20 protein-coding genes are annotated in these 21980 nt (G+C 66.7%); 8 read left to right on the forward strand and 12 right to left on the reverse strand.

Going from position 1 to position 21980, the window contains the following annotated elements; translation table 11 throughout:
* Positions 1–38: 38 nt before the first annotated feature.
* Positions 39–1112, forward strand: coding sequence for a L,D-transpeptidase (locus ABDW31_RS11145; RefSeq protein WP_343698764.1), 1074 nt, complete (start codon positions 39–41; stop codon positions 1110–1112).
* On the opposite strand, the gene ABDW31_RS11150 is transcribed toward ABDW31_RS11145, so the two are convergent.
* Positions 1109–1987 carry an alpha/beta hydrolase gene (locus ABDW31_RS11150; protein WP_343698765.1) on the reverse strand — a complete coding sequence of 293 codons (879 nt, stop codon included), beginning with the start codon at positions 1985–1987 and terminating at the stop codon, positions 1109–1111. The genes ABDW31_RS11145 and ABDW31_RS11150 overlap by 4 nt on opposite strands.
* A 222-nt stretch (positions 1988–2209) precedes the next feature.
* Between ABDW31_RS11150 and ABDW31_RS11155 the strand changes: the two genes are divergently transcribed.
* From ABDW31_RS11155 to ABDW31_RS11165, 3 genes are all read left to right on the forward strand, one after another.
* On the forward strand, positions 2210–2818 hold the full coding sequence (locus ABDW31_RS11155) for a beta/gamma crystallin-related protein (protein WP_343698766.1): 609 nt from the start codon (positions 2210–2212) through the stop codon (positions 2816–2818).
* 11 nt (positions 2819–2829) lie between these two features.
* Positions 2830–3228, forward strand: coding sequence for a beta/gamma crystallin-related protein (locus ABDW31_RS11160; protein ID WP_343698767.1), 399 nt, complete (start codon positions 2830–2832; stop codon positions 3226–3228).
* A gap of 88 nt (positions 3229–3316) precedes the next feature.
* Positions 3317–3454 carry an entericidin A/B family lipoprotein gene (locus ABDW31_RS11165; RefSeq protein WP_343698768.1) on the forward strand — a complete coding sequence of 46 codons (138 nt, stop codon included), beginning with the start codon at positions 3317–3319 and terminating at the stop codon, positions 3452–3454.
* Here the strand turns inward: ABDW31_RS11165 and ABDW31_RS11170 are convergent.
* Positions 3451–3609, reverse strand: a complete 159-nt coding sequence (locus ABDW31_RS11170; RefSeq protein WP_343698769.1) for a hypothetical protein — start codon at positions 3607–3609, stop codon at positions 3451–3453. The genes ABDW31_RS11165 and ABDW31_RS11170 overlap by 4 nt on opposite strands.
* Positions 3610–3878: 269 nt before the next feature.
* Between ABDW31_RS11170 and ABDW31_RS11175 the strand changes: the two genes are divergently transcribed.
* The 3 genes from ABDW31_RS11175 (at position 3879) to ABDW31_RS11185 (ending at position 5427) form a co-directional block, all read left to right on the forward strand.
* Positions 3879–4271, forward strand: coding sequence for a DUF983 domain-containing protein (locus ABDW31_RS11175; protein WP_343698822.1), 393 nt, complete (start codon positions 3879–3881; stop codon positions 4269–4271).
* 104 nt (positions 4272–4375) lie between these two features.
* Entirely contained in the window at positions 4376–4531 is a 156-nt protein-coding gene (locus ABDW31_RS11180; protein ID WP_184721576.1) for a DUF3309 family protein, read from the forward strand.
* Between the two features lie 146 nt (positions 4532–4677).
* On the forward strand, positions 4678–5427 hold the full coding sequence (locus ABDW31_RS11185) for a DUF599 family protein (RefSeq protein WP_343698770.1): 750 nt from the start codon (positions 4678–4680) through the stop codon (positions 5425–5427).
* A 578-nt stretch (positions 5428–6005) separates the two neighbouring features.
* Here ABDW31_RS11185 and ABDW31_RS11190 read toward each other — a convergent pair.
* Complete coding sequence (locus ABDW31_RS11190; protein ID WP_343698771.1) at positions 6006–7541, reverse strand: class I SAM-dependent methyltransferase; 1536 nt, start codon at positions 7539–7541, stop codon at positions 6006–6008.
* A gap of 169 nt (positions 7542–7710) precedes the next feature.
* Here ABDW31_RS11190 and ABDW31_RS11195 point away from each other — a divergent pair, with 169 nt between their 5' ends.
* Positions 7711–8991 (forward strand): glycosyltransferase, encoded by a 1281-nt coding sequence (locus ABDW31_RS11195; protein ID WP_343698772.1) that lies wholly within the window; start codon positions 7711–7713, stop codon positions 8989–8991.
* Here the strand turns inward: ABDW31_RS11195 and ABDW31_RS11200 are convergent.
* From ABDW31_RS11200 to ABDW31_RS11240, 9 genes are all read right to left on the reverse strand, one after another.
* Positions 8981–10561, reverse strand: a complete 1581-nt coding sequence (locus ABDW31_RS11200; RefSeq protein WP_343698773.1) for a TolC family outer membrane protein — start codon at positions 10559–10561, stop codon at positions 8981–8983. The genes ABDW31_RS11195 and ABDW31_RS11200 overlap by 11 nt on opposite strands.
* A 55-nt stretch (positions 10562–10616) precedes the next feature.
* Positions 10617–11654 (reverse strand): glycosyltransferase family 4 protein, encoded by a 1038-nt coding sequence (locus tag ABDW31_RS11205; protein ID WP_343698774.1) that lies wholly within the window; start codon positions 11652–11654, stop codon positions 10617–10619.
* On the reverse strand, positions 11651–12688 hold the full coding sequence (locus tag ABDW31_RS11210; RefSeq protein ID WP_343698775.1) for a glycosyltransferase family 4 protein: 1038 nt from the start codon (positions 12686–12688) through the stop codon (positions 11651–11653). Before ABDW31_RS11210 ends, ABDW31_RS11205 begins: the two co-directional genes overlap by 4 nt.
* Before the next feature lie 3 nt (positions 12689–12691).
* Positions 12692–13822 (reverse strand): DegT/DnrJ/EryC1/StrS family aminotransferase, encoded by a 1131-nt coding sequence (locus ABDW31_RS11215; protein WP_343698776.1) that lies wholly within the window; start codon positions 13820–13822, stop codon positions 12692–12694.
* Complete coding sequence (locus tag ABDW31_RS11220) at positions 13819–14451, reverse strand: acetyltransferase (RefSeq protein WP_343698777.1); 633 nt, start codon at positions 14449–14451, stop codon at positions 13819–13821. The genes ABDW31_RS11215 and ABDW31_RS11220 overlap by 4 nt, the downstream gene beginning before the upstream one ends.
* On the reverse strand, positions 14451–15428 hold the full coding sequence (gmd, locus tag ABDW31_RS11225; RefSeq protein ID WP_343698778.1) for a GDP-mannose 4,6-dehydratase: 978 nt from the start codon (positions 15426–15428) through the stop codon (positions 14451–14453). The genes ABDW31_RS11220 and gmd overlap by 1 nt, the downstream gene beginning before the upstream one ends.
* 108 nt (positions 15429–15536) lie before the next feature.
* Positions 15537–16847, reverse strand: coding sequence for an HlyD family type I secretion periplasmic adaptor subunit (locus ABDW31_RS11230; protein ID WP_343698779.1), 1311 nt, complete (start codon positions 16845–16847; stop codon positions 15537–15539).
* A gap of 69 nt (positions 16848–16916) precedes the next feature.
* Positions 16917–18647: a type I secretion system permease/ATPase gene (locus ABDW31_RS11235; protein ID WP_343698780.1), complete on the reverse strand. Its 1731-nt coding sequence runs from the start codon at positions 18645–18647 to the stop codon at positions 16917–16919.
* A 280-nt stretch (positions 18648–18927) separates the two neighbouring features.
* Positions 18928–21852: a hypothetical protein gene (locus ABDW31_RS11240; RefSeq protein ID WP_343698781.1), complete on the reverse strand. Its 2925-nt coding sequence runs from the start codon at positions 21850–21852 to the stop codon at positions 18928–18930.
* Between the last annotated feature and the right edge of the window lie 128 nt (positions 21853–21980).

Genomic DNA, 21980 nt, shown 5'->3' on the forward strand with positions numbered 1-21980 from the left:
AAGGCTTGAGAACTCTGACTCGTTCCCGTGGAGTATGCATGATCGGTCTGGTTTCCCGCTTCGCCCTCGTCGCCGCCCTGGCCCTGACCGCCTGCGACGACGCTCCGCCGGCCAAGCCCGCCCCCGCCAAGACCGTCCAGAAAGCCCCCGTGGTCGCCGCGCCGCCCGCTTCGGCCGCCAACACCCCGATGGCCCAGGCGATCAACGCCGCCGCCTTCGACCCCGCCGCGACCGATCCCATGGCCCGCCGCGACGTACTGGTGCGGGTGCAGACCCTGCTGGACCGCGCCCACTTCTCGCCCGGCGTCATCGACGGCCGCGACGGCACCAACATGACCCTGGCCATCAAGGCCTTCCAGACCGCCCGCAACCTGACCGCCGACGGCGAGGTCACCCAGGCCCTCCTCGACGCCCTGACCGCCGGTGACAGCGGTGCTGTCCTGGTCGACTACACGATCAGCGACGCCGATGTCGGTGGGCCGTTCTCGCCCGAGCTGGACCCCGGCGACTACGAGGCGATGTCGAAGCTGCCGGCCATGAACTACCACAGCCCGCTGGAGCTGCTGGCCGAGCGCTTCCACATGGACGAGGCCCTGCTGCAGGCCCTCAACCCCGGCGTCGACTTTGCCAAGGCGGGTACGGCGATCGTGGTCACCGCCGCCGGCGTCGACAAGCTGGATCGCAAGGTCGAGCGGATCGAGATCGACAAGGCCCTGGGCCAGGTTCGCGCCTTCGACGCGCAAGGCGTGGAGCTGGCGGTGTATCCGGCCACGGTCGGCAGCACCGAGCGCCCGGCCCCGTCCGGCGAGTGGGCCGTGCGCACCCTGGCGCCCGCCCCGACCTATACCTATGACCCCTCGCGCCTGACCTTCGGCAAGCCCAAGGGCAAGCTAACCATCAAGGCCGGGCCCAACAATCCGGTGGGCTCGACCTGGATCGACCTGACCAAGGACACCTACGGCATCCACGGCACGCCTGATCCCAAGCTGGTCAACAAGCGCGCCTCGCACGGCTGTGTGCGTCTGACCAACTGGGACGCCGCCGAACTGGGCTCGGCGGTCAGCAAGGGCGCCAAGGTGATCTTCATGGGCGCCGAAGCCCGCGCTTCCTAGAGCGCCCTCACCCACTTCAGGAACGCCGCCGGCCAGGCGCCGGCGGGCGCGCCGGGCGGCGAGGTCAGGGCGAAGCCGTGCCCGCCGGTCGGGTACTCGTGCTCCTCGGCGGTCCCGCCGGCCGCGCGGATCGCCGCCGCGCCCTTGCGGCTGTTCTCGACCGAGACCCGCTGGTCGTCGACGGCGTGGAACAGGAACGCCTTGGTCGGCGTGGTGAAGCCCCGGAACATCGACTGCTCGGGCCGGCGCGGCGCGGGCACGTTCAAATACGGATAGCCCAGCCCCACGAAGTCCGGCAGCGAGGCCTTCTCGTCCAGGTCGTCGATCGGCGGATACAGCGGCGCGCCGCCGCGCGAGGCCAGGGCCGCGGCGATCGTGCCGCCGGCCGAGAAGCCCAGCGCCCCAATCTTGGCCGCCCCGCTGCGGGCCCGCAGCAGCCGCAAGGCCCGCTGGGCGTCCTGCAGAGGCGCGTCCATGCCGTCCTCCCATCCGTCGCCCGGCAGGCGGTAGACCAGCACGCCGGCGGTGATCCCCTCGCCGGCCAGCCACCGAGCGATGGCGCGGCCTTCCTTGTCGGCCACCACCTTGCGGAAGCCGCCGCCGGGAATGACCAGCACGGCCAGGCCGCTGGGCGTTCCCTGGGCGGGATAGATCGTCAGGGTCGGGCGGGTGACGCCGACGACGCTGTTGTCGATCGTGCCGTCGGGCATGGTGAAGGGGTCCAGTCGCTCGACCACCCGCACCTTGTCCCCGCCCGGCGCCAGGCCAGGCCACAGCGGGATATGCTCGGGCGCGATCTCGGCGCTCCAGGCCGGCGCGGCCGTCGCTGCCAGACCGGCGGCCAGGAGGCTCCGGCGGTTCCAGGTGATGTCCATGGGACTTGGCCCTCCCCTGAGGTCGTCGCCCGATCCCGCCACGACACCGGGCGACTCGCAAGCCCCCTACGGATCAACCTCCAGCAGCGCCGACGCGGGCGCTCCCGTCGGCTATCTGCAAACGAACGACGGTACGGTATGAAGCTGCAGCGTTCAGACGCCGTTCAGGCGGAGAACGGCTAGCTTGGCTTCACGATGAAGCCCTCTGGGTGGGGAAACGACATGCTCAAGACTTTCAGCCTGACCGCTCTTTCCGTTCTGGCCCTGGCCGGCAGCGCCACCGCGCAGGCGCCGTCCTGGAACGGCCAGTACGACGATCCGCCGCGCGGCTCGTACACGCAATCCTGCCGCGAGATCACCGCCTTCCGCGGCGAGGTCTGGGCCCGGTGCTCGAACCGTCGCGGCGGCTGGGAATGGAGCAGCGCCCGTATCCGCGACTGCGGCGCCCAGGGCCTGGAGAACCGGGACGGCCGCCTGCAGTGCGTCGGCTACGGCGGCGGCAACGGCGGCGGCTGGGGCGGCGGCAATGGTGGTGGCGGCAACTGGGGCGGTGGCGGTGGCGGTCGCCCGGGCAACAGCTATCGCGGCGACCTTCTGATGTTCGAAGACGCCGGCTATCAGGGCCGCGTCTACGAGGTGGTCGGCGACATGCCCGACCTGGGCATGGTCAAATTCAACGACAAGGCCTCGTCCATCAAGATCGTCCGCGGCCAGTGGGAGATCTGCGAGCACACCAACTATCAGGGCCGCTGCAGCCGACTGGACGCCGATCAGACCATTCTGCCGCGCGAATGGAACGACGCGATCAGCTCGGTCCGTCGCGTCCGCTAGGAGACACCGCCATGCGCAAGACAGCCTTCACCCTGGTCTGCGGGGCCCTGGCCCTGCTGACCACCGGCGCCGCCGTGGCGCAGGACCGCCACTACGGCGATCGCCGTGACGGCCGCTACGAGCGTCGCGATGATCGCCGGGATGGGCGCTGGGATCGCGGAGGCGTCGACCTGGTGCTGTTCGAGCATCGCGACTTCGGCGGTCAGTCCCGCCCGATCCGCGGCAACGAGCCCGACCTGGGCCGCATGAGCTTTAACGACGTCGTGTCGTCGATGAAGATCCTGCGCGGCGAGTGGGAGTTCTGCGAGGACAACTACTACCGCGGCCGTTGCTGGACCTACAGCTACGACGCGCCGTCACTGCCCAAGAAGCAGAACGACCGGTACAGCTCGGTCCGTCGCATTCGCTAGACCCGGACGCCGCGCCTGAGGATCCTCTTGAAGCCCGGCGCGGCCAACGGTTAAGTTCCCGCGCTTTTCCAGGTGGAGTTCGAAACCCATGCGTAAGATCGTCGTTCTGGCCGCCGCGGCGGCCGCCCTGCTGGTTTCGGCCTGCAACACCATCGAAGGCATGGGTCGCGACGTCTCGGCCGCCGGCCGCGCCGTCAGCACCACCGCCAGCGACGCCAAGCGCTAGGCGTCTTCCTCCCGAGAGGTCTCCGCGCCGATCGCCCGTTTCTCGCGCGGTGCGACGGCGGCCTCCGGGGCCTTGCGGACGGCGTGTTCGGCCTTCGAGGCCGCCGCGCCGTCCCGTGGCGGCTGCGGATTGGGCGTTTCGACGTTCGATGACATGCTCGCCTCACTATATTCAGATCCGGTAATCAACGTGAGCGCGCGACGCCCGTTCCAGCCTCAGTTCGCTCAGCGCCGGCACCTAAGCCCCACCCATCATTGAATATTCTTCGATAGCGGGATTATCCAAGTTGTCATCGCGATAGGATTTGCACGGACAACCAGCCCGCGGATCTAAAGACGCGTTCACCAATACTTGTTCAACACATGGTGGCATGAGCAAGGTGCGACGGCTGGTCGCCCTTTCCTTGACGCCGCTCAAGGCGCATATGGACGCCATGTCAGAGACCCAGCCCGCCAACCCTCTGCTCACCGGCCTCAAGCGCGGCCTGCTGCACCGCTGCCCCAACTGCGGCGACGGCCGGCTGTACATGCGCTACCTGAAGGTCGATCCCGAGTGCGAGGCCTGCGGCCACGAGCTGGCCAGCTATCCCGCCGACGACGGTCCGGCCTATTTCACCATCTTGCTGATCGGCCACCTGGTGGTCGCGCCGCTGCTGTTCTTCCCATGGATCTGGGAAGCCCCGCCGATGCTGGTGGCCCCCGTGACCCTGACCCTGCTGGCGACGCTGACCCTGCTGACCCTGCCGCGCGTCAAGGGGGCGGTCATCGGCACGCTGTGGGCCATGCGGATGCGCAAGGCCGAAAACACCGCGACCTGAGGGAACCAAGCGGCGCGGAACCGATAAGCGGCGCCACGTATTCCGAAAGCGTGATCCCAGCGGCGCCGTGGTGGCGGACGCGGGATTGGAGGGACTTTCGGACCATGCTGGGCACCATCCTCATCATTATCCTGATCCTGGCTCTGATCGGCGCGCTCCCGACGTGGGGCCACAGCCGTTCGTGGGGCTACTTCCCCAGCGGCGGCCTGGGCCTGGTGCTGATCATCCTGATCATCCTGGTGCTGATGGGCAGGCTCTAGGCCGCCCGCGCCAAACGGATGCTCCGCTTCAGCTCCCCCTCCCGGCAACGGGAGGGGGAGTTTTTCATGCCGGCTCGATACGGCCGAACCCGACAACAAGGCCGAACCTGGTTTTCCGACTCTTCGCCTGCGTCTAGAACGTCATCATGCCGTTGCTCGACATTATCGTCCTGGCCGTCTTCGCCGCCTGCTGGCTGCTGTATGAACCCATGCTCAAGCGCCTGGGCGAGAGCGGCGGCGCGCTGAACACCGACATGACCATCATCCGCCGCCGGTGGATGCAGGAGATGGCGGTGCGCGAGATCGCCCTGCTGGACGGCCAACTGCTTGGCCACGCGATCAATTCGGCGAGCTTCTTCGCCTCGTCGAACCTGATCCTGATCGCCGCCGCGGCGGGCGTGCTGTTCGGCGGCGACAATGCGCTGAGAAACGTCGAGGGCCTGGCCGTACTGGCCAAGACCCCCCCGCTGATGTTCCAGGTCAAGCTGGGCCTGGTGCTGGTGGCCCTGGCCCGCGGCCTGCTCGACTTCATCTGGTCGATCCGCCAGATGAATTACTGCCTGGCTGCGATCGGCGCGACGCCGATGTGGGCCCCGCCCAAGGTGCTGGCCGAATATGCCGAGGCGGCGGGCGGCATCCTCAACCCGGCCCTGTCGGCCTTCAACGCCGGTGTACGGGCCTACTACTTCGCCCTGGCGGCGGCGGTTTGGCTGCTGGGCCCCCTGCCCTTCATGACCGCGACCGTGGGGGCGATGACCCTGCTGCTCTGGCGCCAGCGCCGCAGCCGCGCCTCCACGGCCGTCCGCAAGGTTCGCCAGATCCTGGAGCGCCAGCCCGTGGTTCATGGCCCGCACATGCCCGTGCGGGACACCTCGCCGCCGGAAGACCGGATTTAGGTTTTGCGGAAACTGAGCTTTAGGAACGCCGCCCCGCGCGCGGCGTTCTTTCGCCGCTAAGGATTGAGCCCAGATGCAATAAGCCCCGCCGGTGACACGGTCTCCGGCGGGGCTAATGGGAAGTCTTGTGGGTAGACAAGCTCTTCATACCTTAACCAGCTGCGCTTCGCAACGGGGCAACGGCGAGATTCCGATATTCTTTCGTGAATTGGGCGTTCAACTTCCGATATTGCCAAGCTCCTCCCAGATTCCCGGGGCCAGGTTTGAAATATCGAAATTAAGAACCATGCCCCGGAGAAAGACGCGAGCAGCAGTTCGATTTATATAGAACTGCCGCGCCGGTTTACTTCGCAAAAATCAAGTCGAACCAGAGGCGTGAACATTGATATGCCGACGCATTTAGTGCGCCACGCACCCCACATCACCTTCTAAAGACGTGATTACGCCAAACAGCGTGGATAGATTTGCCTTTCACTCACCGGAGAAGCGAATCCGTCCCGCGACGTCGGCGCCGCTCGGGGCGACCCGAAGGCCTCGATGCGCGCCAAACTCCCGCTTAGCGCGCACCGAAGTTTCGATCAGACCCCCAGGGCGGTCCACACCGGCAGAACCTTGGCGCCCCAGGCCTCGGCCTGCGCCGTCAGTTCGGTGAGGTTGTCCTCGCCCTGAAGGGTCGCCCCCTCCTTGATCAGCGCCTGGTTCTGGCCCTGCAGCAGCGACCAGGCGAAGGCCGCCCAGTCCGCCGGTCCCTTGCCGCCGTTCTGTTTGCTCAGCCAGAAGAGCTGCTGGAAGCGCGGTGCGGTGATCCCGCCGCCCAGGACGGGCGACGCGAAGTAGGCCACGTCGCCCACAGAGATCGACCGCTTGGAAATCGCGCGGTTAAGGGCGTGCGACCGGGTCTTGGCCTTGGCGAGATCCTGCCCCGGCGCGACCGCAAGCAGGACGCCCAGCCCCAGCAGGATGCTGACGGCCGAGGTTAGCTGTTGGAAGCTGACGCCCTTGGCGGCGACATAGGCCTCGATCTCGCCGATGGTCCGCGGCTTGTGATCCTGCATGATGTCGTAGATCGGGTGATAGATCTGCTCCATCAGGCCGGCTTCGCCCAGACCGCCCCGCACCTTGGTCGGCAGGTCGGGCCGCGCCACGGTCAGCACCACCCGCTCCTCGCGCAGGGCCGTCGCCTGCTCGTGGCCGACCATATTGCGGACGCCGCGGAGCCAGTAGTCACGGCGGAACTGTTGATTGGTGTAGAAGTCGCGGATCGTCTCGCGCAGCGAGGCGTCCGGAATGCCGCGCATGAACGCCGCCTGGTCGGCCGTCATGTTCAGGTCGTGCAGGCCGTCGATCGTGTGGGCCGAAGCCGCGAACCCGACCTTGGCCTCGGTCAGCCAGGCCTCCATGTCGGCGAAGTACATCGGCGACCAGTCGCGGTTCATGTACTCGTGCGCCAGGTACTGGCGGTCCTGCCCCTTGATCGCCTTGAAGCGCTCGACCGCGGCGGGGTTGGCCTTGGCGTACAGCGGCTCCTGAGCCAGGAACTGTTCGATGAAGGCCAGCGAGGCGTCGGTCTGGCCGATGGGGCCCATGCCGGGCGCGCCCATCACATCGGCGTGGCGCTTCATCAGATGCCGGATCGGCGCCGAAGACGACCAGCCCGGCAGCGTGTTGTACGAGATGTACAGCACCCCGCCCGGACGCAGCTTGCGGCGGATGAAGTCGACCAAGATCTGGCGGTTCTCGTCGGAGATCCAGGTCCAGATGCCGTGCAGGCCGATGAAGTCGAAGTCCGGCAGGTCCTTGCGGGCGCAGAACTCCGAGAAGGCCTCGTCGAACAGCTTGGCGTCCGCCCCGGCCAGGCGGGTCATTTCCGAGGCGAAGGCCGCCTGGGAAGGATTGAAGTCGGTGCCGTACCAATTGACCGACGGCTGGGCCGCGGCGTGGATGGCGACAGACAGGCCCTGACCGAAGCCCAGCTCGCAGGCGTTCTCGATCTTGGGGGCGTGACGCCCCGACAACAGGATGGGCAGGCGGCTGCGCAGGGGGTTGAGCTCCCCGTAATAGCCAAAGGTGTAGTTCACGTCCGTGACGTAGCCGGCGTTCCAGGCAGTGGACACGCGTCCCCCTACGATTGTTGCTAAGGACTAGATGACGAATTAGACGCCTGCATTCGACGCGTCGGCCCGGAGGCCGGCACACCTTTCCCCATCGACCACCTACGCCTGAAACGACCGGAGGTTCCGCCTGCCCCTCCCCAAGCTGGGTCTGTCCGCCCTGAAGCCCGCATTGCTGTCATTCTGGCGCGCCCTGCCCGTTCCGGTGCGCAGAACTGCCCACCAAGTGGTCGGATCACCCGGCGCCCTGGTCGGGGCCGTGCGGCAGGCGGCGAACGACGCTCGGCGCGCACGCGCCGAGCGGGTGGGCCTGGCGCGGGCGTTCAAGCGCGGGCGCCGACAGGACCTGCCGGCGACACTGCCAGTGACCATCGTCGGCTTCCACGGCGCCGTGCATGGCCTGGGCGAAGGCGCGCGGATGCTGGCGCGGGGCTTTGCCGACGCCGGCCAACCTGTGCGCGCCATCGATCTGTCGAGCGAGGTCGGCTTTCCGGTCGATCTGCCCGCCGCCTTCGCGCCGCCGGCCCGTGGTGAGCGCGGGGTGGTGATCTCGCACATCAATCCGCCTGAACTGCTGCGCTGGGCGCGCGACACCGAGGGCCGTCCGTTGGAGGGGCGTCGGCACATCGGCTACTGGGCCTGGGAGCTGGAAGACGCGCCGCCGGCGTGGGCGGAGGCCTTCGACCTGGTTGACGAGGTCTGGACCCCTTCGGCCTTCGCCGCCGACGCCATCCGCAAGCTGGCCCCGGCCCGGGTGAAGGTTTCCCCGGCCCCCTACCCGCTTTACCTGAACCCGCGTCCGGAGCCCGATCGCGCGCGCTTTGGCCTTCCCGAAGACGGCGTCGTGGTGCTGATGGCCTTCGACCTGCGCTCGACCGCCCAGCGCAAGAACCCTCGCGCCGCCCTGCGCGCCTTCCAGCGGGCGGTGACGATCAGCGGCGCGCGCGCCCTGCTGGTCTGCAAGATCGTCGGCGCCGACCTCTATCCCGACACCCTGGCCGAGCTCGCCGCCAGCGTCACCGGCGATCCCACCATCCGCCTGATGACCGACAACCTGTCGGCCGAGGACATGGCGCTGCTGACCGCCAGCGTCGACATCGTGCTGTCGCTACACCGTTCGGAGGGCTACGGCCTGCTGCTGGCCGAGGCGATCTGGTTGGGCAAACCCACCCTGGCCACCGGCTGGTCGTCGACCGTCGAGTTCATGGATCCGGCGTCCAGCCAGCTGGTGGACTACACGCTGATCCCGGTCGAGGGCGATGGCGCGATCTATCGCGAAGGCCGCTGGGCCGACGCCGACGTCGACGACGCCGCGGCCAAGCTGGCTCGCATGCTGTCGGACGACGCCTGGCGCGCAGAACTGGCCGCCGCGACAGCGCGCAACGGCCATGTGTCGTTCGATCGGGAGGCCTGGCTGGCGCTGATGCGCCGGCTGCTGCCGATTACCCCCTAGGCGCGGTCCGGACCGGAGAGTCGTCCAGGGCCGGCAGGTCGTTGATCGACTTCGGCGGCTCGACCTTGTCGGCCGAGATCGGCTTGGCCGGCAGTTCGCTGGACGGCGGACGGATCGGCGAGGTGTCGCCCGGCTCGGGCTTCTTGGGCTCCATAGGCAGGGCGATCTTGTCCAGGGTCTGGACGATCAGGTCCGTCGGCAGCACGCCCTTGTAGCGGACCTTCTTGAAGTGCCGCTCGGGATCATAAGACGCCACGCCCGGGGCCAGGTTGCCGACTTCCAGCGTACCGACCTGGGCCAGCAGTTGCAGGCGGCCGACATATTCGTTGGCGCGGGCCCGCACGAAGCTGATCTGTGCGTTCTGCAGTTCGGCCTGGGCGTTCAGCACCTCGATGGTGCTGCGCAGGGCGAAGCGCTCTTCCTCGCGAACACCGTAGAAGGCGATGGTGCTGGCCTTCATCTCGTCCTCGATGGTCACGAGGGAGCGGCGCGCCGCGACCAACTGGTCCCAGTACTGCGAGACGCTCAGCACCATGTTGCGGCGCGCGTCCTCGATCAGCAGCTTGTCGCGGTTGTTTTCCTCGATCGACTGGCGAACCGACGAATTCAGCTGACCGCTGGTGAACAGCGGCTGGCTCAGAGTGATGCCGGCGTTGACCGTATCTTCGCGCCAAGCCGTGCCGCCGCTGTACGGGTTCGACGTCCCGTTGCGATAGTCGGCTCGGGCGCTGACCGTAAACAGGCGCTGAGCCCGCGCTTCGACCACGCCTTCGCGCGAGGCCTTCTCGGTATAGCCGGCGGCCAGCAGCGAGGGGTTGGCCTGTTCCGCCTGGTTGAAAGCTTCGTCCAGGCTGGTGGGCAGGCCGTCGATGTCGGGCTCGGGCTCCAGCGTCTCGGGCAACCGGCCGATGATCGAGCCATAGAAGGCGATGCTGACGTTCAGCTGGGCCTGGGCGTTGGCGACCTGGGTGCTGGCCGAGGCCAGACGCGCCTTGGCCTGCTGCACATCGGTCAAGGTCACCTGACGGACACTGTACTTGTCCTCGGTGTCCTGAAGCTGCTTGCGCAGCCAGGCCTCGCCCCCCTGGGAGATCCGCAGGACTTCACGGTCGCGGCGCACGGAGATGTAGCCATTGGTCACGCGGACCAGCAGGTCCATCTCGATCCGGCGCAGGTTCTCGCGCGCGGCCTTGATCTGGGCCTCGACGCCCTGCAGTCGGGCGGCGTAGCGACCGTTCGTGTAGAGCGCCTGGCTCACCGACAGCTGGCTGGCCTGCTGCGTTCCGTCCTGACCGGATTGGGCGCCGTTCAGCTTCCGCCAGCCATAGTTTTCCGACACCGAGGCGCTGGCCTGCAGGCCATAGGCCGCCCTTGCCTGGGTGTAGTTCTCGTCCAACGCCCGCATGGCCGCGCGCTGGGCCTGGATGTTCGGATTGCTCTGGTAGGCCGTGGCGATCGCCTCGGCCAGGGTCTCGGCGTGCGCGAGGCCGGCGTGACCGGACACCGCCATGGCCACGGCCACGGCGATCACGGACGTCCGGACGGACAGGGACTTCGACAGCACTCGCATTTCCTAGACCTGGTCAAACCAGCTTTCAGCCGGCGTTCAACGCAATATTTATGGCTTAATCAAGAAGACGGCGAACCGTCTGCTCCCACGTGACATTCTTGTCGCGCCAGAGTTTACGCGCCGCCCCGCCCAGCGATATCGCTCGCCCCTTGTCCGAGGTCAAACGGTCCAGCGCGTCGGCCAGGGCCTGTGGGGTCGGTTCGGCGACGGCGCCGGTATCCTGGCTGACGATCTCCAGCAGGCCGCCGCTGTCGGTGACGGTGAGCACCGCCTTGCCGGACGCGAAGGCCTCCATCGTCACATAGCCGACGCTGTCCTCATCGAAGGGCAGGTAGGCGCAGACCAGGGCGTCGTTGGCCCAGCGGGCGATGTCGGCGCGTGGATGGAAGCCGAAGCGCAAGTCGACCCGGTCCTTCAGGTCCAGGTCCTCGACCAGCTTGGTCAGGCGATCGGCATAGGCCAGGTTTTCCGGGGGACCTGCGATGACCAGGCGCAGGTTGCCCGGCAGCAGGGCCAGGGCTTCGATCAGCAGGTGCTGGCGCTTGCCCGCCGCCACCCGGCCGCCGGCGAAGACGTAGTCGCCATAGTCGCCACCGACGAACAGTTCCTCGTCGTTCAGCGGCGGATACAGCACCTCGCTGGGCACGCCGTTGAACCGCGCCAGGCGGTTCTGGGTCACCGGCGAGTTGCAGAAGATCTTGCGGCACTGGGCGAAGCAGTCGTTGTCGGCCGCCTTGATCGCGGCCTTCACCGTTCGGCCGGTCTCGTCGAAGTCCAGGTGGCTCTGGCCGGCTTCCGACAGGTCATAGGCCTGGCGGAACTGGTGCAGCAGCCACAGCACCTTCTCGTGGTGCGGGACCAGATAGGCCGGGAACTTCAGGCCGATCACCCGGTCAACATTGTACAGCCGCATGCCCTTGGAGATCAGCATCTCCTCGATCAGGCGCTCGGCAGGCTCCCAGGTGAACGGGATGCGCACCAGCTCGGACTGCACGCCCTTGGTGGCGTTCAGGCGACGCACCAGGTGATCGGCCAGTTCCTCGGCCCCGCCGCGCTGGAACGGGGCGGCGTTGTTGACGACCAGGACCTTCATGCGGTGAGCCGATCCACGACGGTGCTCCAGTCGATCTTCATCTCGGCCAAGCGGTTCAGCGAGGCGGTCCCCATCGTGGCGACGGCCTGCTTGTCGGCGTGCAGACGATCGAACTGCTCAGCCAGGGTCTTGGCGTCCGGCTCGCTGATCAGGCCGTTGCGACCATGCTCGACCAGCTCCAGAACCCCGCCGCTGTCGGTGGTGGTGATGATCGGCTTGCGGGCGTGCGCGCCCTCCAACGACGGATAGCCGTAGCTGTCCTCGTCCTTAGGCAGGTAGGCGATGGCCAGTGCTTCCTTCAGCATCTGCGCCTTCTCGTCCTCGCTGATCCATCGATCCTCGAGAATGACGCGATCCTGCACGCCCAGGTCCTTGGTCATCTGCACCAGCTGGCGCCCGTATTCCGGGCTGGAGGCGGTGCCGGCCAGGCGCAGTTTCACGCCGGTCTTCACGTGCTGCATGGCCTCGATCATCAGGGCCTGGCGCTTGTGCGGCTCGAGGCGCGAGATGGCGACGATCTCGTCGCCATAGCCGGTGTGGGTGAAGCGTTCGGGCTGGTAGATCGGCGGATAAAGCGGCGTGGCGTCCAGGCCGTTGAAGGCCTTCAGGCGATCAGCCACGACCTGCGAGTTGGTGAACACCGCGCGGCTTTCGGCGATCGCACGGGTGTCCAGGGTTCGCAGGTTGTCGCGGATGGCCCGAGTGTTGGCGTCGTCCGGCATCCCCCGGTACGGCGTGTTCCACAGGTCGTAGAAGGTGCGGATGTGGTGGATGAACCACAGCACCTTGTGCGGGTGATCCACCACATAGGCCGGCGGCCGGAAGCAGATCACCCGGTCGCACCACTGGGTCAGGTCGATCAGCCGCCAGGCGGCGATCTGGTGCAGGATCTCGTTCGGATCGTCAGTGAACGGCAGGTAGAACCGCTCGACCTCGTGGCCGGCCTCGATCAGCTTCTCCTCGAGCCACTCGACGATGAAGCGCGCGCCGCCGTTGATGAACGGCACGATCGAGGAAAGCAGGACGATCCGCATGGCCTAGGCCAGCACCTGGTCGAGGGCGGCCACGACACGGTCGATGTCGGCTTCCGACAGACCGGCATGGGTCGGCAGGTTCAGACCGTCGGCGCCGCAAGCCTCGGCCTGCTTCAGGTCGTCCGTCGCCAGATGGACGTAGGGCGGCATGATGTGCATCGGGTGGAACACCGGGCGGCTCTCGATACCCAAAGCGTCCAGGTCCTTGATCACCTGGTCGCGGCTGGTGGCCAGGCCCTCGCCCAAACGCACGGTGTACATCCAGAACACGTGACGGCCGGTGTCCTCGACGTGCGGCTTGACCACCCGGTTGCCCAGGCGAGACAGCTTCTCGTCGTACCAAGTGACGACCTGCTGGCGGGAGGCGAGGTGTTCCTCAACCCGTTCCAGCTGCGCCAGGCCGATCGCTGCCTGGATGTTGGTCATGCGGTAGTTGTAGCCCACGATTGGGAACCAGTAGCGGCGATTGGGGTCCATGCCCTGCCCACGCAGTAGGCGCATCTTGGCCGCCAGTTCGTCGTCGTCGGTGGTGATCATCCCGCCTTCGCCGGTGGTGATGATCTTGTTGCCGAAGAAACTGAAGGTCGCGCACGTGCCCAGCGAACCAGACTTCTTGCCCTTGTAGGTCGCGCCCACGGCCTCGGCCGCGTCCTCGACGATCTTCAGGCCGTGCTTCTGGGCAACCACGATGATCGGGTCCATATCGCAGATCTGGCCGTACAGGTGCACCGGCATGATCGCCTTGGTGCGCGGCGTGATCAGCGCCTCCAGCTTGGCGGGATCCAGATTGAAGGTGCGCGGGTCGTTGTCGATCAGCACCGGCGTCGCGCCGCAATAGGTCACCGCATTGGCCGAGGCGATGTAGGTCAGGCTGGGGACGATGACCTCGTCGCCCGGACCGATGTCCAGCGCCACCAGAGCCAGGTGCAGGGCCGTCGTGCCATTGTTGCAGGCGATGGCGTTGCGCACGCCGCAGTACGCGGCGAAAGCCTTCTCGAATTCGGAGATGAAGCGGCCGACCGACGAGATCCAGGTCGTGTCCATGCACTCCAGGACGTACTCGCGCTCCTTGCCGTCCAGGCGCGGGGCGGCGACGGAAATCCTGGGCAAAGTGGTGTTCGCCGGGCTGGTCATGGCCGGTCTCCTTTGATTTTGGCCGGAACGCCGACCGCGAGGACCGCGTCCGGAAGGTCTCGCACGACGACGCCGCCGGCGCCGACGATCGTATCGGCGCCAATGGTCACGCCCGGAATGGCCCGCGCACCGACGCCGAGGAAGGCACGCTCGCCCAGGTTGACGCCGCCGGCCAGAGCGGTGGCGGGACCGATATGGCAAGACGCCCCCAGAACGCAGTCATGGTCCACGATCGCGCCGGTGTTGACGATAGCCAGATCGCCGATGCGGCTGTCGGCGTTGATCGCCGCGCCGGCCATCACCGCCACGCCCTCGCCCAGGATCGCGCTGGGCGACACCACAGCCGAAGGATGGATCGCGTTGACCAGGGAAAAGCCCTGCTCGCGCGCCTTGCGTCCCAGTTTCTCGCGCAGTCGGTTGTCGCCGATCGCCACGAACAGCTTCGAGAGCCCCTGCTCTTTCAGCCCGGCCAGGGCCAGGTCGTCACCCACCACCGGCACACCCAGAACGGTGCGCGGGGTGGGATCGGCGTCAACGATAGCCGCGATCGCCTCCCCCATCGCCCGCAGGCTCTCGATGACCACCTTCGCGTGGCCGCCGCCGCCGATGATGACGACGCCTTCGCTCATCAGTTCTTGGACCGCCGGGCGATGTCGGCCTCGACCATCTCGGCGATCATCTCTTGCATGGTGATCTTGGGTTCCCAGCCCAGCTTGGCCTTGGCCTTGCTCGGATCACCCAACAGCAGATCGACTTCCGCCGGACGCAGGAACTTCGGATTGATCGTGACGTGGTCCTGATAGTTCAGACCGACGGTGGCGAAGGCGGTCTCGCACATCTCGCGCACGGTCCAGGTCTTGCCGGTCGCGACCACATAGTCGTCCGCAGTCTCCTGCTGCAGCATAAGCCACATCGCCTCGACATAGTCCTTGGCGTGGCCCCAGTCGCGCTTGGCGTCGAGGTTGCCCAGATCGACGGTCTTCTGCTGGCCCAGCTTGATGGCGGCCACGGCGTCGGTGACCTTGCGGGTCACGAACTCGATGCCGCGGAGCGGGCTCTCGTGGTTGAACAGGATCCCAGCCGAGGCGTGCAGGCCGAAGCTTTCGCGATAGTTCACCGTCATCCAGTGCGCGTACATCTTGGCCACGGCGTATGGCGAGCGCGGATAGAACGGCGTGGTTTCCGATTGGATCGGATGCTGCACCAGACCGTACATCTCTGACGACGAGGCCTGGTAGAAGCGGGCCTGCGGACACTCTTCGCGCACCGCTTCAAGCATGTTGGTCGCGCCCAGACCGGTGACCGATCCGGTCAGGTGCGGCTGGTCCCACGACGCGCCGACGAAGCTCTGGGCGGCGAGGTTGTAGACCTCATCCGGTTGCAAGCGACGTATCAGGCGCGACAGGCCGCCTTGATCTAACAGGTCGCCCAACTCGAACTGAATGTCGTCATAGACGCCGATCCAGCGCAGCCGGTCGCCGATCACGTCGGCCGAGGCCGAGCGGCGCAGCATGCCGTGAACGGTGTAGCCCTTCTCCAGCAGAAGCTTGGCGAGATACGCCCCGTCCTGTCCGGTGATGCCGGTAATCAGCGCCGTCTTCGCCATACGCCCTATCGACTCCAGTAAAAAAGAAGGGTCCTGACTACACTATTGCGGGCGATAGGGAAGCGGCATCCGCCGCCTCCCGAAAAGCCTAGCGGAATCAGATCCTTCCTATTCCTCGCGCATGGTCGTGCGCAGCGTGTCGCGCAGCGGCGAGAACAGATACTGCAGCACGGTGCGCTCGCCGGTCGGCACGATGACCTGGGCCGGCATGCCGGCGCTGACCTTGGCGCGAACCTCGGGCGGCAGTTGCTTGGGATCGACACGGACGATCCCCAGGAAGTAGGCTGTTTTGTTCTCTGGATCGGGGATGCGGTCGCGCGACAGCGACTCGATCTTGCCGTTCAGGATCGGGATCTTCCGCGAGTGGAAGGCCGGCAGGCGAACCTCGGTGATCAGGCCCGGGTGGACGTTATCGACGTCGGTCGGCGCAAAGTGGGCCTGGATGACGAAGGCCTCGTCGTCCGGGGCGATGTCGACCAGCGGTTCGGCCGCGCGCACCACGGCGCCCTCGGTGAAGAAGCGCAGGTTCTGGGCGGTGCCGCTGACCGGCGAAACCACCTTCACGCGACGCTGGGCGTCCGAGGCGACGATCTCCTTCTCGGTGACCTCGGCCAGGCGCACGCGGGTCTCGGTGATGCTCTGGCTGACTTCCTCGAAGAACTGCTGCTTGATCTGGCGGATCTTCAGCTGGGTCTCGGCCATGCCCTGCACGGCCTTGGCGCGGTCGGCGGTCAGGCGGCCGATCGAGCCCGACAGCGAGGCCTGCTCACGCTCCAGCGCCAGCAGGCGCGGTCGCGGCACCAAGCCCTTCTCATAGATCTTGCGTAGGTCGGTCAGCTCGTCCTGGATGAAGCCCAGCTGATCCTTCAGGCCCTGGGTCTGACGATCGATGCCTTCGATCTCGCTCTTGAACTGCTCGCGCTGAGCGTTCATCAGATCGGTCTGGCCCTGGATGGTCTGGCGGCGCTCGATGAACTGCGCCTCTTCGTCGGCGATGGCCCGAGCGACCGCCGGGTCGGAGCGCTGACCGGCCAGGTCGGCGGGGAAGCTGATGGTGGGGCGCTGGTCGCGCTCGGCCACAAGGCGGGCCTCCATGGCCTTCAAGGCCACATACTGCGTGCGGGTGATGCCCGCCGCGGCGTCGGCCTGGGTCGGGTCCAGTTCGAACAGCACTTGGCCGGCCTGCACCTTCTGGCCCTCGCGGACCAGGATCCGGCGCAGCAGGCCGCCTTCCAGATGCTGGACGGTCTTACGGTTGCCCTCGGCCGAGACGACGCCGTTGGCGATCACCGCGCTGTCCAGCGGCGCGAACGCCGCCCAGCCCAGCAGGCCCACGAAGGTGAAGGCGATGATGCCGTAGCCGATCTTGGCCACGCCTTTGTAGTTGTCCGTCGGACGTTGGATCTTCGGGGGCTTCATGATGTCTTCAGCCTGAGAGGCGCGCCCGGAGGCGGCCAGAGAACGGGAATGGCGAACGGACGCGCGGCGTCAGTGCGCGCTCTGGATCGGCGTAGGCGCAGCCGGCGGCGGGCTCTGCGGCGCGCCGGTCAGCTTGGCCAGCATGGCGTCGCGCTCGCCAAAGTCGGCGATCACACCCTGGTTGATGACCATGATGTAGTCGGCCTGGCCCAGCAGATTGACCTTGTGGGTGGCGAAGATCACCGTGCGCTTGGCCGCCTTCAGCTGGTTCATGGCCTGCATCAGGGCCACCTCGCCCACCTGGTCCAGGCTGGCGTTCGGCTCGTCCAGCACCAGCAGCGCCGGCATGCGGAACACCGAGCGGGCCAGGGCCAGACGCTGGCGCTGGCCGCCGGACAGCGAAGCCCCGCCCTCGCCGATCACCGTGTCGTAACCCTCGGGCAGGCCCTGGATCATCTCGTGGACGCCGGCCAGGGTCGCCGCGTCGATGACCTCCTGGGCCTCGAACTCTGTGAAGCGGGCGATGTTCTGGGCCACGGTGCCCTGGAACAGCTCGATGTCCTGCGGCAGGTAGCCGATGTGGCGGCCCAGCTTTTCCGGATCCCACTGCTTGATATCGTAACCGTCCAGGCGGATCACGCCGGCCGCGCACGGCCAGACGCCGACGATGCCGCGCAGCAGCGAGCTCTTGCCCGCGGCGCTGGGACCGACCAGGGCAACGGCCGTGCCGGCCTCGATGCGGAAGCTGGCCTGACGCATGGTCGGCTGTTGCGCGCCGGGGGGCAGGATCGAGGCGGCCTCGGCCGACAGCACGCCCTTGGGCTCTGGCAGCTCCATGTGGTCTTCGGTGTCCTTCTCGGCCCGCAGCATTTCCTGCAGGCGGTCCCACGAACCGCGGGCGCCGATGAAGCCCTTCCACTGGCCCACGGCGCCTTCGATCGGCGCCAGGGCGCGGCCCACCAGGATCGAGCCGGCGATCATCGAGCCGGCCGAGATGTCGCCCTGAATGGCCAGATAGGCGCCGCCGCCCAGGATCAGGGTCTGAACCACCTGGCGGAACACCTTGATGCCCGACATCACATTGCCGCCGGCGTCGCTGGCGCCGGCCTGCCATGCCACCTGCTCGTCGCGGCGCACGCGCCAGCGAGCCTGCAGCCCGCCCCACATGCCCATGGCCTTCATGACCTCGGCGTTGCGCAGGGTCGCGCCGGCGTCGTTCTGGGCGGCGATCGAGGCCACGGTGGCCATCATGATCGGCTTCTTGGTGGCGCGGTCGTTCATCACCGCCAGGCCGAAGATGATGAAGCAGCTGATGATCGCCAGGATGCCGAAGAACGGGTGCAGCATCCACGAGACGATGACGAACACCGGCGTCCATGGCGCGTCGCAGAAGGCGATCAGGCCGCCGGCCATGAACTCGCGCACCGCATCCATGTCGCGGAACGCCTGGCTACCGCCCCCCTTCCGGGTCAGGGTCGATTCCAGCACCGACTTGAAGATCGGATCGCGGGCCGCGTTGTCGAACTTCAGGCCGCCGCGCACCAGCACCCGGGTGCGCAGAGCCTCGAGCGCACCATAGACCAGGAACAGGAAGATGCAGATCGCCGTCAGCGCCACCAGGGTCGCGACGTTGCGGCTGGACAGCACACGGTCATAGACCTGCAGCATGTACAGCGGACTGACCAAGGCCAGGATGTTGATGAAGAAACTGAAGACCATGGCGGTGATCACCGCCGGCTTCATGACCTCGGCGGCGCGGTCGAGAACAGTCGGCTTGGCGCCGGAGCGGTTGAAGAACATGTCTAGCCTTCAGGACACCCGCGCGATCGGACGGGTCGAGTACAGTAACAACTGAGGTGGCGTCTCGACCATGAAAATATGGCCGAAATGAGCGCCCCAGACGGGGGCTAGACCACAGTGGGGACCAGGGCGCAAGAGCCCGCCCCTTTCGTGGAGATTGCGCGTAGGGCGCGTTGCACCTGGCGCACAAAAGAAAACCGCCCCGGAGGAAACCTCCGAGGCGGCTCTTTAGTCGGTCACCTTGGGACCGCCCGGCGAACCGGGCGGTTTTTCAGGATGCTTAGAACACGTACAGTTGGCCGCCGGCGCCGACATTGTCGAGGCCCGTCAGACCGGTCGTGCCGACCAGCTTGACGACGACGTCATCGGCAGTGGTCGCCAGAGCGCCTTGAGCGAAGACGTAGCTGTTGCCCAGGTACTGGAACACGACAGCTTCGTTCACACCGTCGGCGGCCGTGGCGGCCAGCGTGATGGCGTCGGCCAGGGTAGCCGGACCAGCGCCGTTGAAGGTCAGCAGGCCGTCCTTCACGGTGATCGTGGCCGTGGCGGCAACGTCACCGGCTTGGACCGCACCGGCCAGGCCCAGAACGTCGAAGGCGCCTTGCGTGGCGGCGTCTTCACCCGTGCCCTTCTGGATGCCGGCGATCGACGAACCCGTCGTGATCGTGATCACGTCGGCGCCCGAACCCAGCGTCAGCACGCCACCGTCGAAGGTGTTGGCGCCACTTTCGGCCTTCAGGTCAGCGGTGTTGAAGGTCAGCGCGCCGGTCAGAGCCGAAGCGTTGACCGAAACTTGAGCCGCGCCACCGCCAGAGATGGCGAGGTCGAGGTTCAGAGCGCTCGAACCAGAGACCGTAACCGAGGTCAGCAGAGCAGCAGTGCCAGCGCCGTTCGACGCACCCGTGAAGTCCAGGTCGTTGATCGCGTTGGTGCCACCCGAAACAACGGTCAGGCTGGTCGCGGCTTCGCCGACGATCTGCAGGTTCGTGGCGTTGTCGCCAGCGCCGGTGGCGGCGCCCACGAAGGCCGAGTCGAACACGGCGTTGATCGACGTGGCGTTGGTCGCGGTGACCAGAGCGTCACGGGCGGTCGCAGCCGTGGTGACCGCGGTCGAACCGCTTTCGTCGATGTCCAGCGTAACCGTCAGCGCGCCGGCGGTCTTCTGGGTCAGCGACAGACCATTGGCGATCGCGGTGTCGCCGATGATGCGGTAGCCCACACCGGTGCCCAGGTTGATCAGCGAAGCGCCAGCGCCGACGTCGCCCGTGGTCACGAACTCGGTGACGGTGTTCTTCGTCGCCAGGATTTCGACGTCCAGGGTCTTGGCCAGACCAGCGGCGTCGAAGACTTCGAAGTTCGAGAACGCACCAATGTTGGCCGAACCAACGATGTTCAGCAGCAGGGTGTCGGTGCCAGCGCCACCGTCGATGACGTCGTTGGCGGTGATGACGCCAGCGCCCTTGAACGAGTCGTTGCCTTCGCCGAGGTTCACGGTCAGCACGCCCGAACCCGACGTGGTGTGGGTGACGGTGTCGTTACCAGCGCCGGTGTTGACGGTGGTGATGCCGGTGCCGGTAGTGGTGATGGTGATCGTGTCGTCACCAGCGCCCGAGTCCAGGACAGCCGAAACGGTTTCGTTGACGCCAGCGGTAGCCGCGTCATCGACAGCCGTCGTGGTCGCGAGGGTCAGGGTGTCCTTGCCGGTGCCGCCCGTGATGGACTTCACGTCAGCATCGCCGACGAAAGTCACAGCGCCGGTGCTGCCAGCCAGGTTCACAGTGTTGACCTTGGTGGTCGCGCTCGCCGTGTCGTCGATCGTCAGAACGGTGGCAACCGAGGTATTGACGGTGGCGGTGGCTTGGTTCTTGCCGATCTGGACGTCCAGCGCGATCGCGGTGACCGAGGTGTTCGCATCAGCAGCGCCGTCGATGACGGTGCCCGACACGGTAACCGTGTTCAGAGCCGAGTTGTCGTTGCCATCGACGGTAATCTTGGCAGCAGCCGGACCGGCGACGCTGTCAGCGAAGTTATCCAGAGCGATCGAAGCGGACACAGCCGTCGCGGTCGTGGTGACCGAAACGTCTTGAACGACATTGCGGAAGCCAGCGGTCACGCCGGTGGCCAGGTTCGTCACAGCCGCGGCGGCGTTCACTTGCCACAGCTGCTGGACGCCTTGGTACTTCGAAGCGTCGGCCAGAGCGGCGGCAGCGCCGGCGTTCAGGATGTTGACGATTTCGACGTTCTTCACGGTGGCCGAGGCCGGGAACGTGCCGTTGGTGGCGCCGTCCGTGTAGATGTTCAGGGTGTCGACGCCAGCGCCGCCATCGATCGAGTCGAACGACGTGAAGGTGTTCGACACAGCGCCGTCGGCCTTGACCGTCAGAGCGTTGAACGTGTCGTTCGCGCCGGTGCCGACGATGGTGTCAGCGCCCGGGATCAGGGTGTAGGTGGTGCCCGTGGCGCCGGCGGCCGGATAGGCCGTCAGGATGTTCACGCCAGCGGCGGTGTCGGTCGACAGCGTGCCGTCCGACAGGTCGGTCAGCAGAGCGGTCGTCGCGTTGGCGTAGGCGCCGAGGTTGTAGGTGACGCCGACGTTCAGGATCTGACCGATCAGGGCCGCCTTGACGGCCAGTTCGATTTCAGCGGCGGTCGAGATGCCGGTGCCGCGGACGTAGTTGGTCAGGAACGTGATGTTGTCGGCGCGGCTCAGATAGGCCACGGCGTCCGCAACGTTCACGCCAGCAGCGGCGGCGACGTTGTTGCCAATGATGATGTCATAGGCGGCGGCGACGGTCTGCTGGTAGCTGATGCCCGGGCCGTACTTGGCGGCGAACGAGGCAGCGCCTTCACCCGAACCGGTGGCCAGGCTGACCGACAGGTTGATGAAGCGGTTCTCTTGCGAGAACTTGGCCAGAGCGCCGGTGGCGTCGTTCAGGTCGTTGGCGTTGGCCGTCGAGTTGACGATGTAGGCCAGACCAGCGGCCGACGGCGCAGCGCCGACGAAGAACTGGCGGGTCGCGACGGCCACGGCCGTCGTCTTGTCCAGCAGGTTCAGCGTCAAAGCCAGAGCTTGCGGGTCGGTGTAGTTGGCGTTGGTCGTGCCGGCAGCATAGCCCTCGATCAGAGCGGCCGTCGCCAGGTCCGGGGTCTTGCCCAGGTTAGCGTTGGTGTAAATGTCCACCAGCTGTTGAGTGGTATAAGCCATCTGGCTCTGTCTCCCAAAATAATCCCACACCCCCTGCGACCGAACGGCGCGCATGGGAGCAGCGACGGCTATAGAGCAAACGTCATACGTCGACAATAGCCGAAATTGAGCCGTACAGCATTTTTCAT

It is taken from the genome of Caulobacter sp. (assembly GCF_039596335.1).
Classification (GTDB): domain Bacteria; phylum Pseudomonadota; class Alphaproteobacteria; order Caulobacterales; family Caulobacteraceae; genus Caulobacter.

Bases quoted from the DNA above. Each gene is read 5' to 3' on its own strand.
- ABDW31_RS11165 (WP_343698768.1), top strand. From the start codon at position 3,317: ATGCGTAAGATCGTCGTTCTGGCCGCCGCGGCGGCCGCCCTGCTGGTT.
- ABDW31_RS11180 (WP_184721576.1), top strand. From the start codon at position 4,376: ATGCTGGGCACCATCCTCATCATTATCCTGATCCTGGCTCTGATCGGC.
- ABDW31_RS11185 (WP_343698770.1), top strand. From the start codon at position 4,678: ATGCCGTTGCTCGACATTATCGTCCTGGCCGTCTTCGCCGCCTGCTGG.
- ABDW31_RS11155 (WP_343698766.1), top strand. From the start codon at position 2,210: ATGCTCAAGACTTTCAGCCTGACCGCTCTTTCCGTTCTGGCCCTGGCC.
- ABDW31_RS11235 (WP_343698780.1), bottom strand. From the start codon at position 18,647: ATGTTCTTCAACCGCTCCGGCGCCAAGCCGACTGTTCTCGACCGCGCC.
- ABDW31_RS11150 (WP_343698765.1), bottom strand. From the start codon at position 1,987: ATGGACATCACCTGGAACCGCCGGAGCCTCCTGGCCGCCGGTCTGGCA.
- ABDW31_RS11170 (WP_343698769.1), bottom strand. From the start codon at position 3,609: ATGTCATCGAACGTCGAAACGCCCAATCCGCAGCCGCCACGGGACGGC.
- ABDW31_RS11145 (WP_343698764.1), top strand. From the start codon at position 39: ATGATCGGTCTGGTTTCCCGCTTCGCCCTCGTCGCCGCCCTGGCCCTG.
- ABDW31_RS11220 (WP_343698777.1), bottom strand. From the start codon at position 14,451: ATGAGCGAAGGCGTCGTCATCATCGGCGGCGGCGGCCACGCGAAGGTG.
- ABDW31_RS11205 (WP_343698774.1), bottom strand. From the start codon at position 11,654: ATGAAGGTCCTGGTCGTCAACAACGCCGCCCCGTTCCAGCGCGGCGGG.
- ABDW31_RS11200 (WP_343698773.1), bottom strand. From the start codon at position 10,561: ATGCGAGTGCTGTCGAAGTCCCTGTCCGTCCGGACGTCCGTGATCGCC.
- ABDW31_RS11215 (WP_343698776.1), bottom strand. From the start codon at position 13,822: ATGACCAGCCCGGCGAACACCACTTTGCCCAGGATTTCCGTCGCCGCC.
- ABDW31_RS11175 (WP_343698822.1), top strand. From the start codon at position 3,879: ATGGACGCCATGTCAGAGACCCAGCCCGCCAACCCTCTGCTCACCGGC.
- gmd (WP_343698778.1), bottom strand. From the start codon at position 15,428: ATGGCGAAGACGGCGCTGATTACCGGCATCACCGGACAGGACGGGGCG.
- ABDW31_RS11210 (WP_343698775.1), bottom strand. From the start codon at position 12,688: ATGCGGATCGTCCTGCTTTCCTCGATCGTGCCGTTCATCAACGGCGGC.
- ABDW31_RS11160 (WP_343698767.1), top strand. From the start codon at position 2,830: ATGCGCAAGACAGCCTTCACCCTGGTCTGCGGGGCCCTGGCCCTGCTG.
- ABDW31_RS11240 (WP_343698781.1), bottom strand. From the start codon at position 21,852: ATGGCTTATACCACTCAACAGCTGGTGGACATTTACACCAACGCTAAC.
- ABDW31_RS11230 (WP_343698779.1), bottom strand. From the start codon at position 16,847: ATGAAGCCCCCGAAGATCCAACGTCCGACGGACAACTACAAAGGCGTG.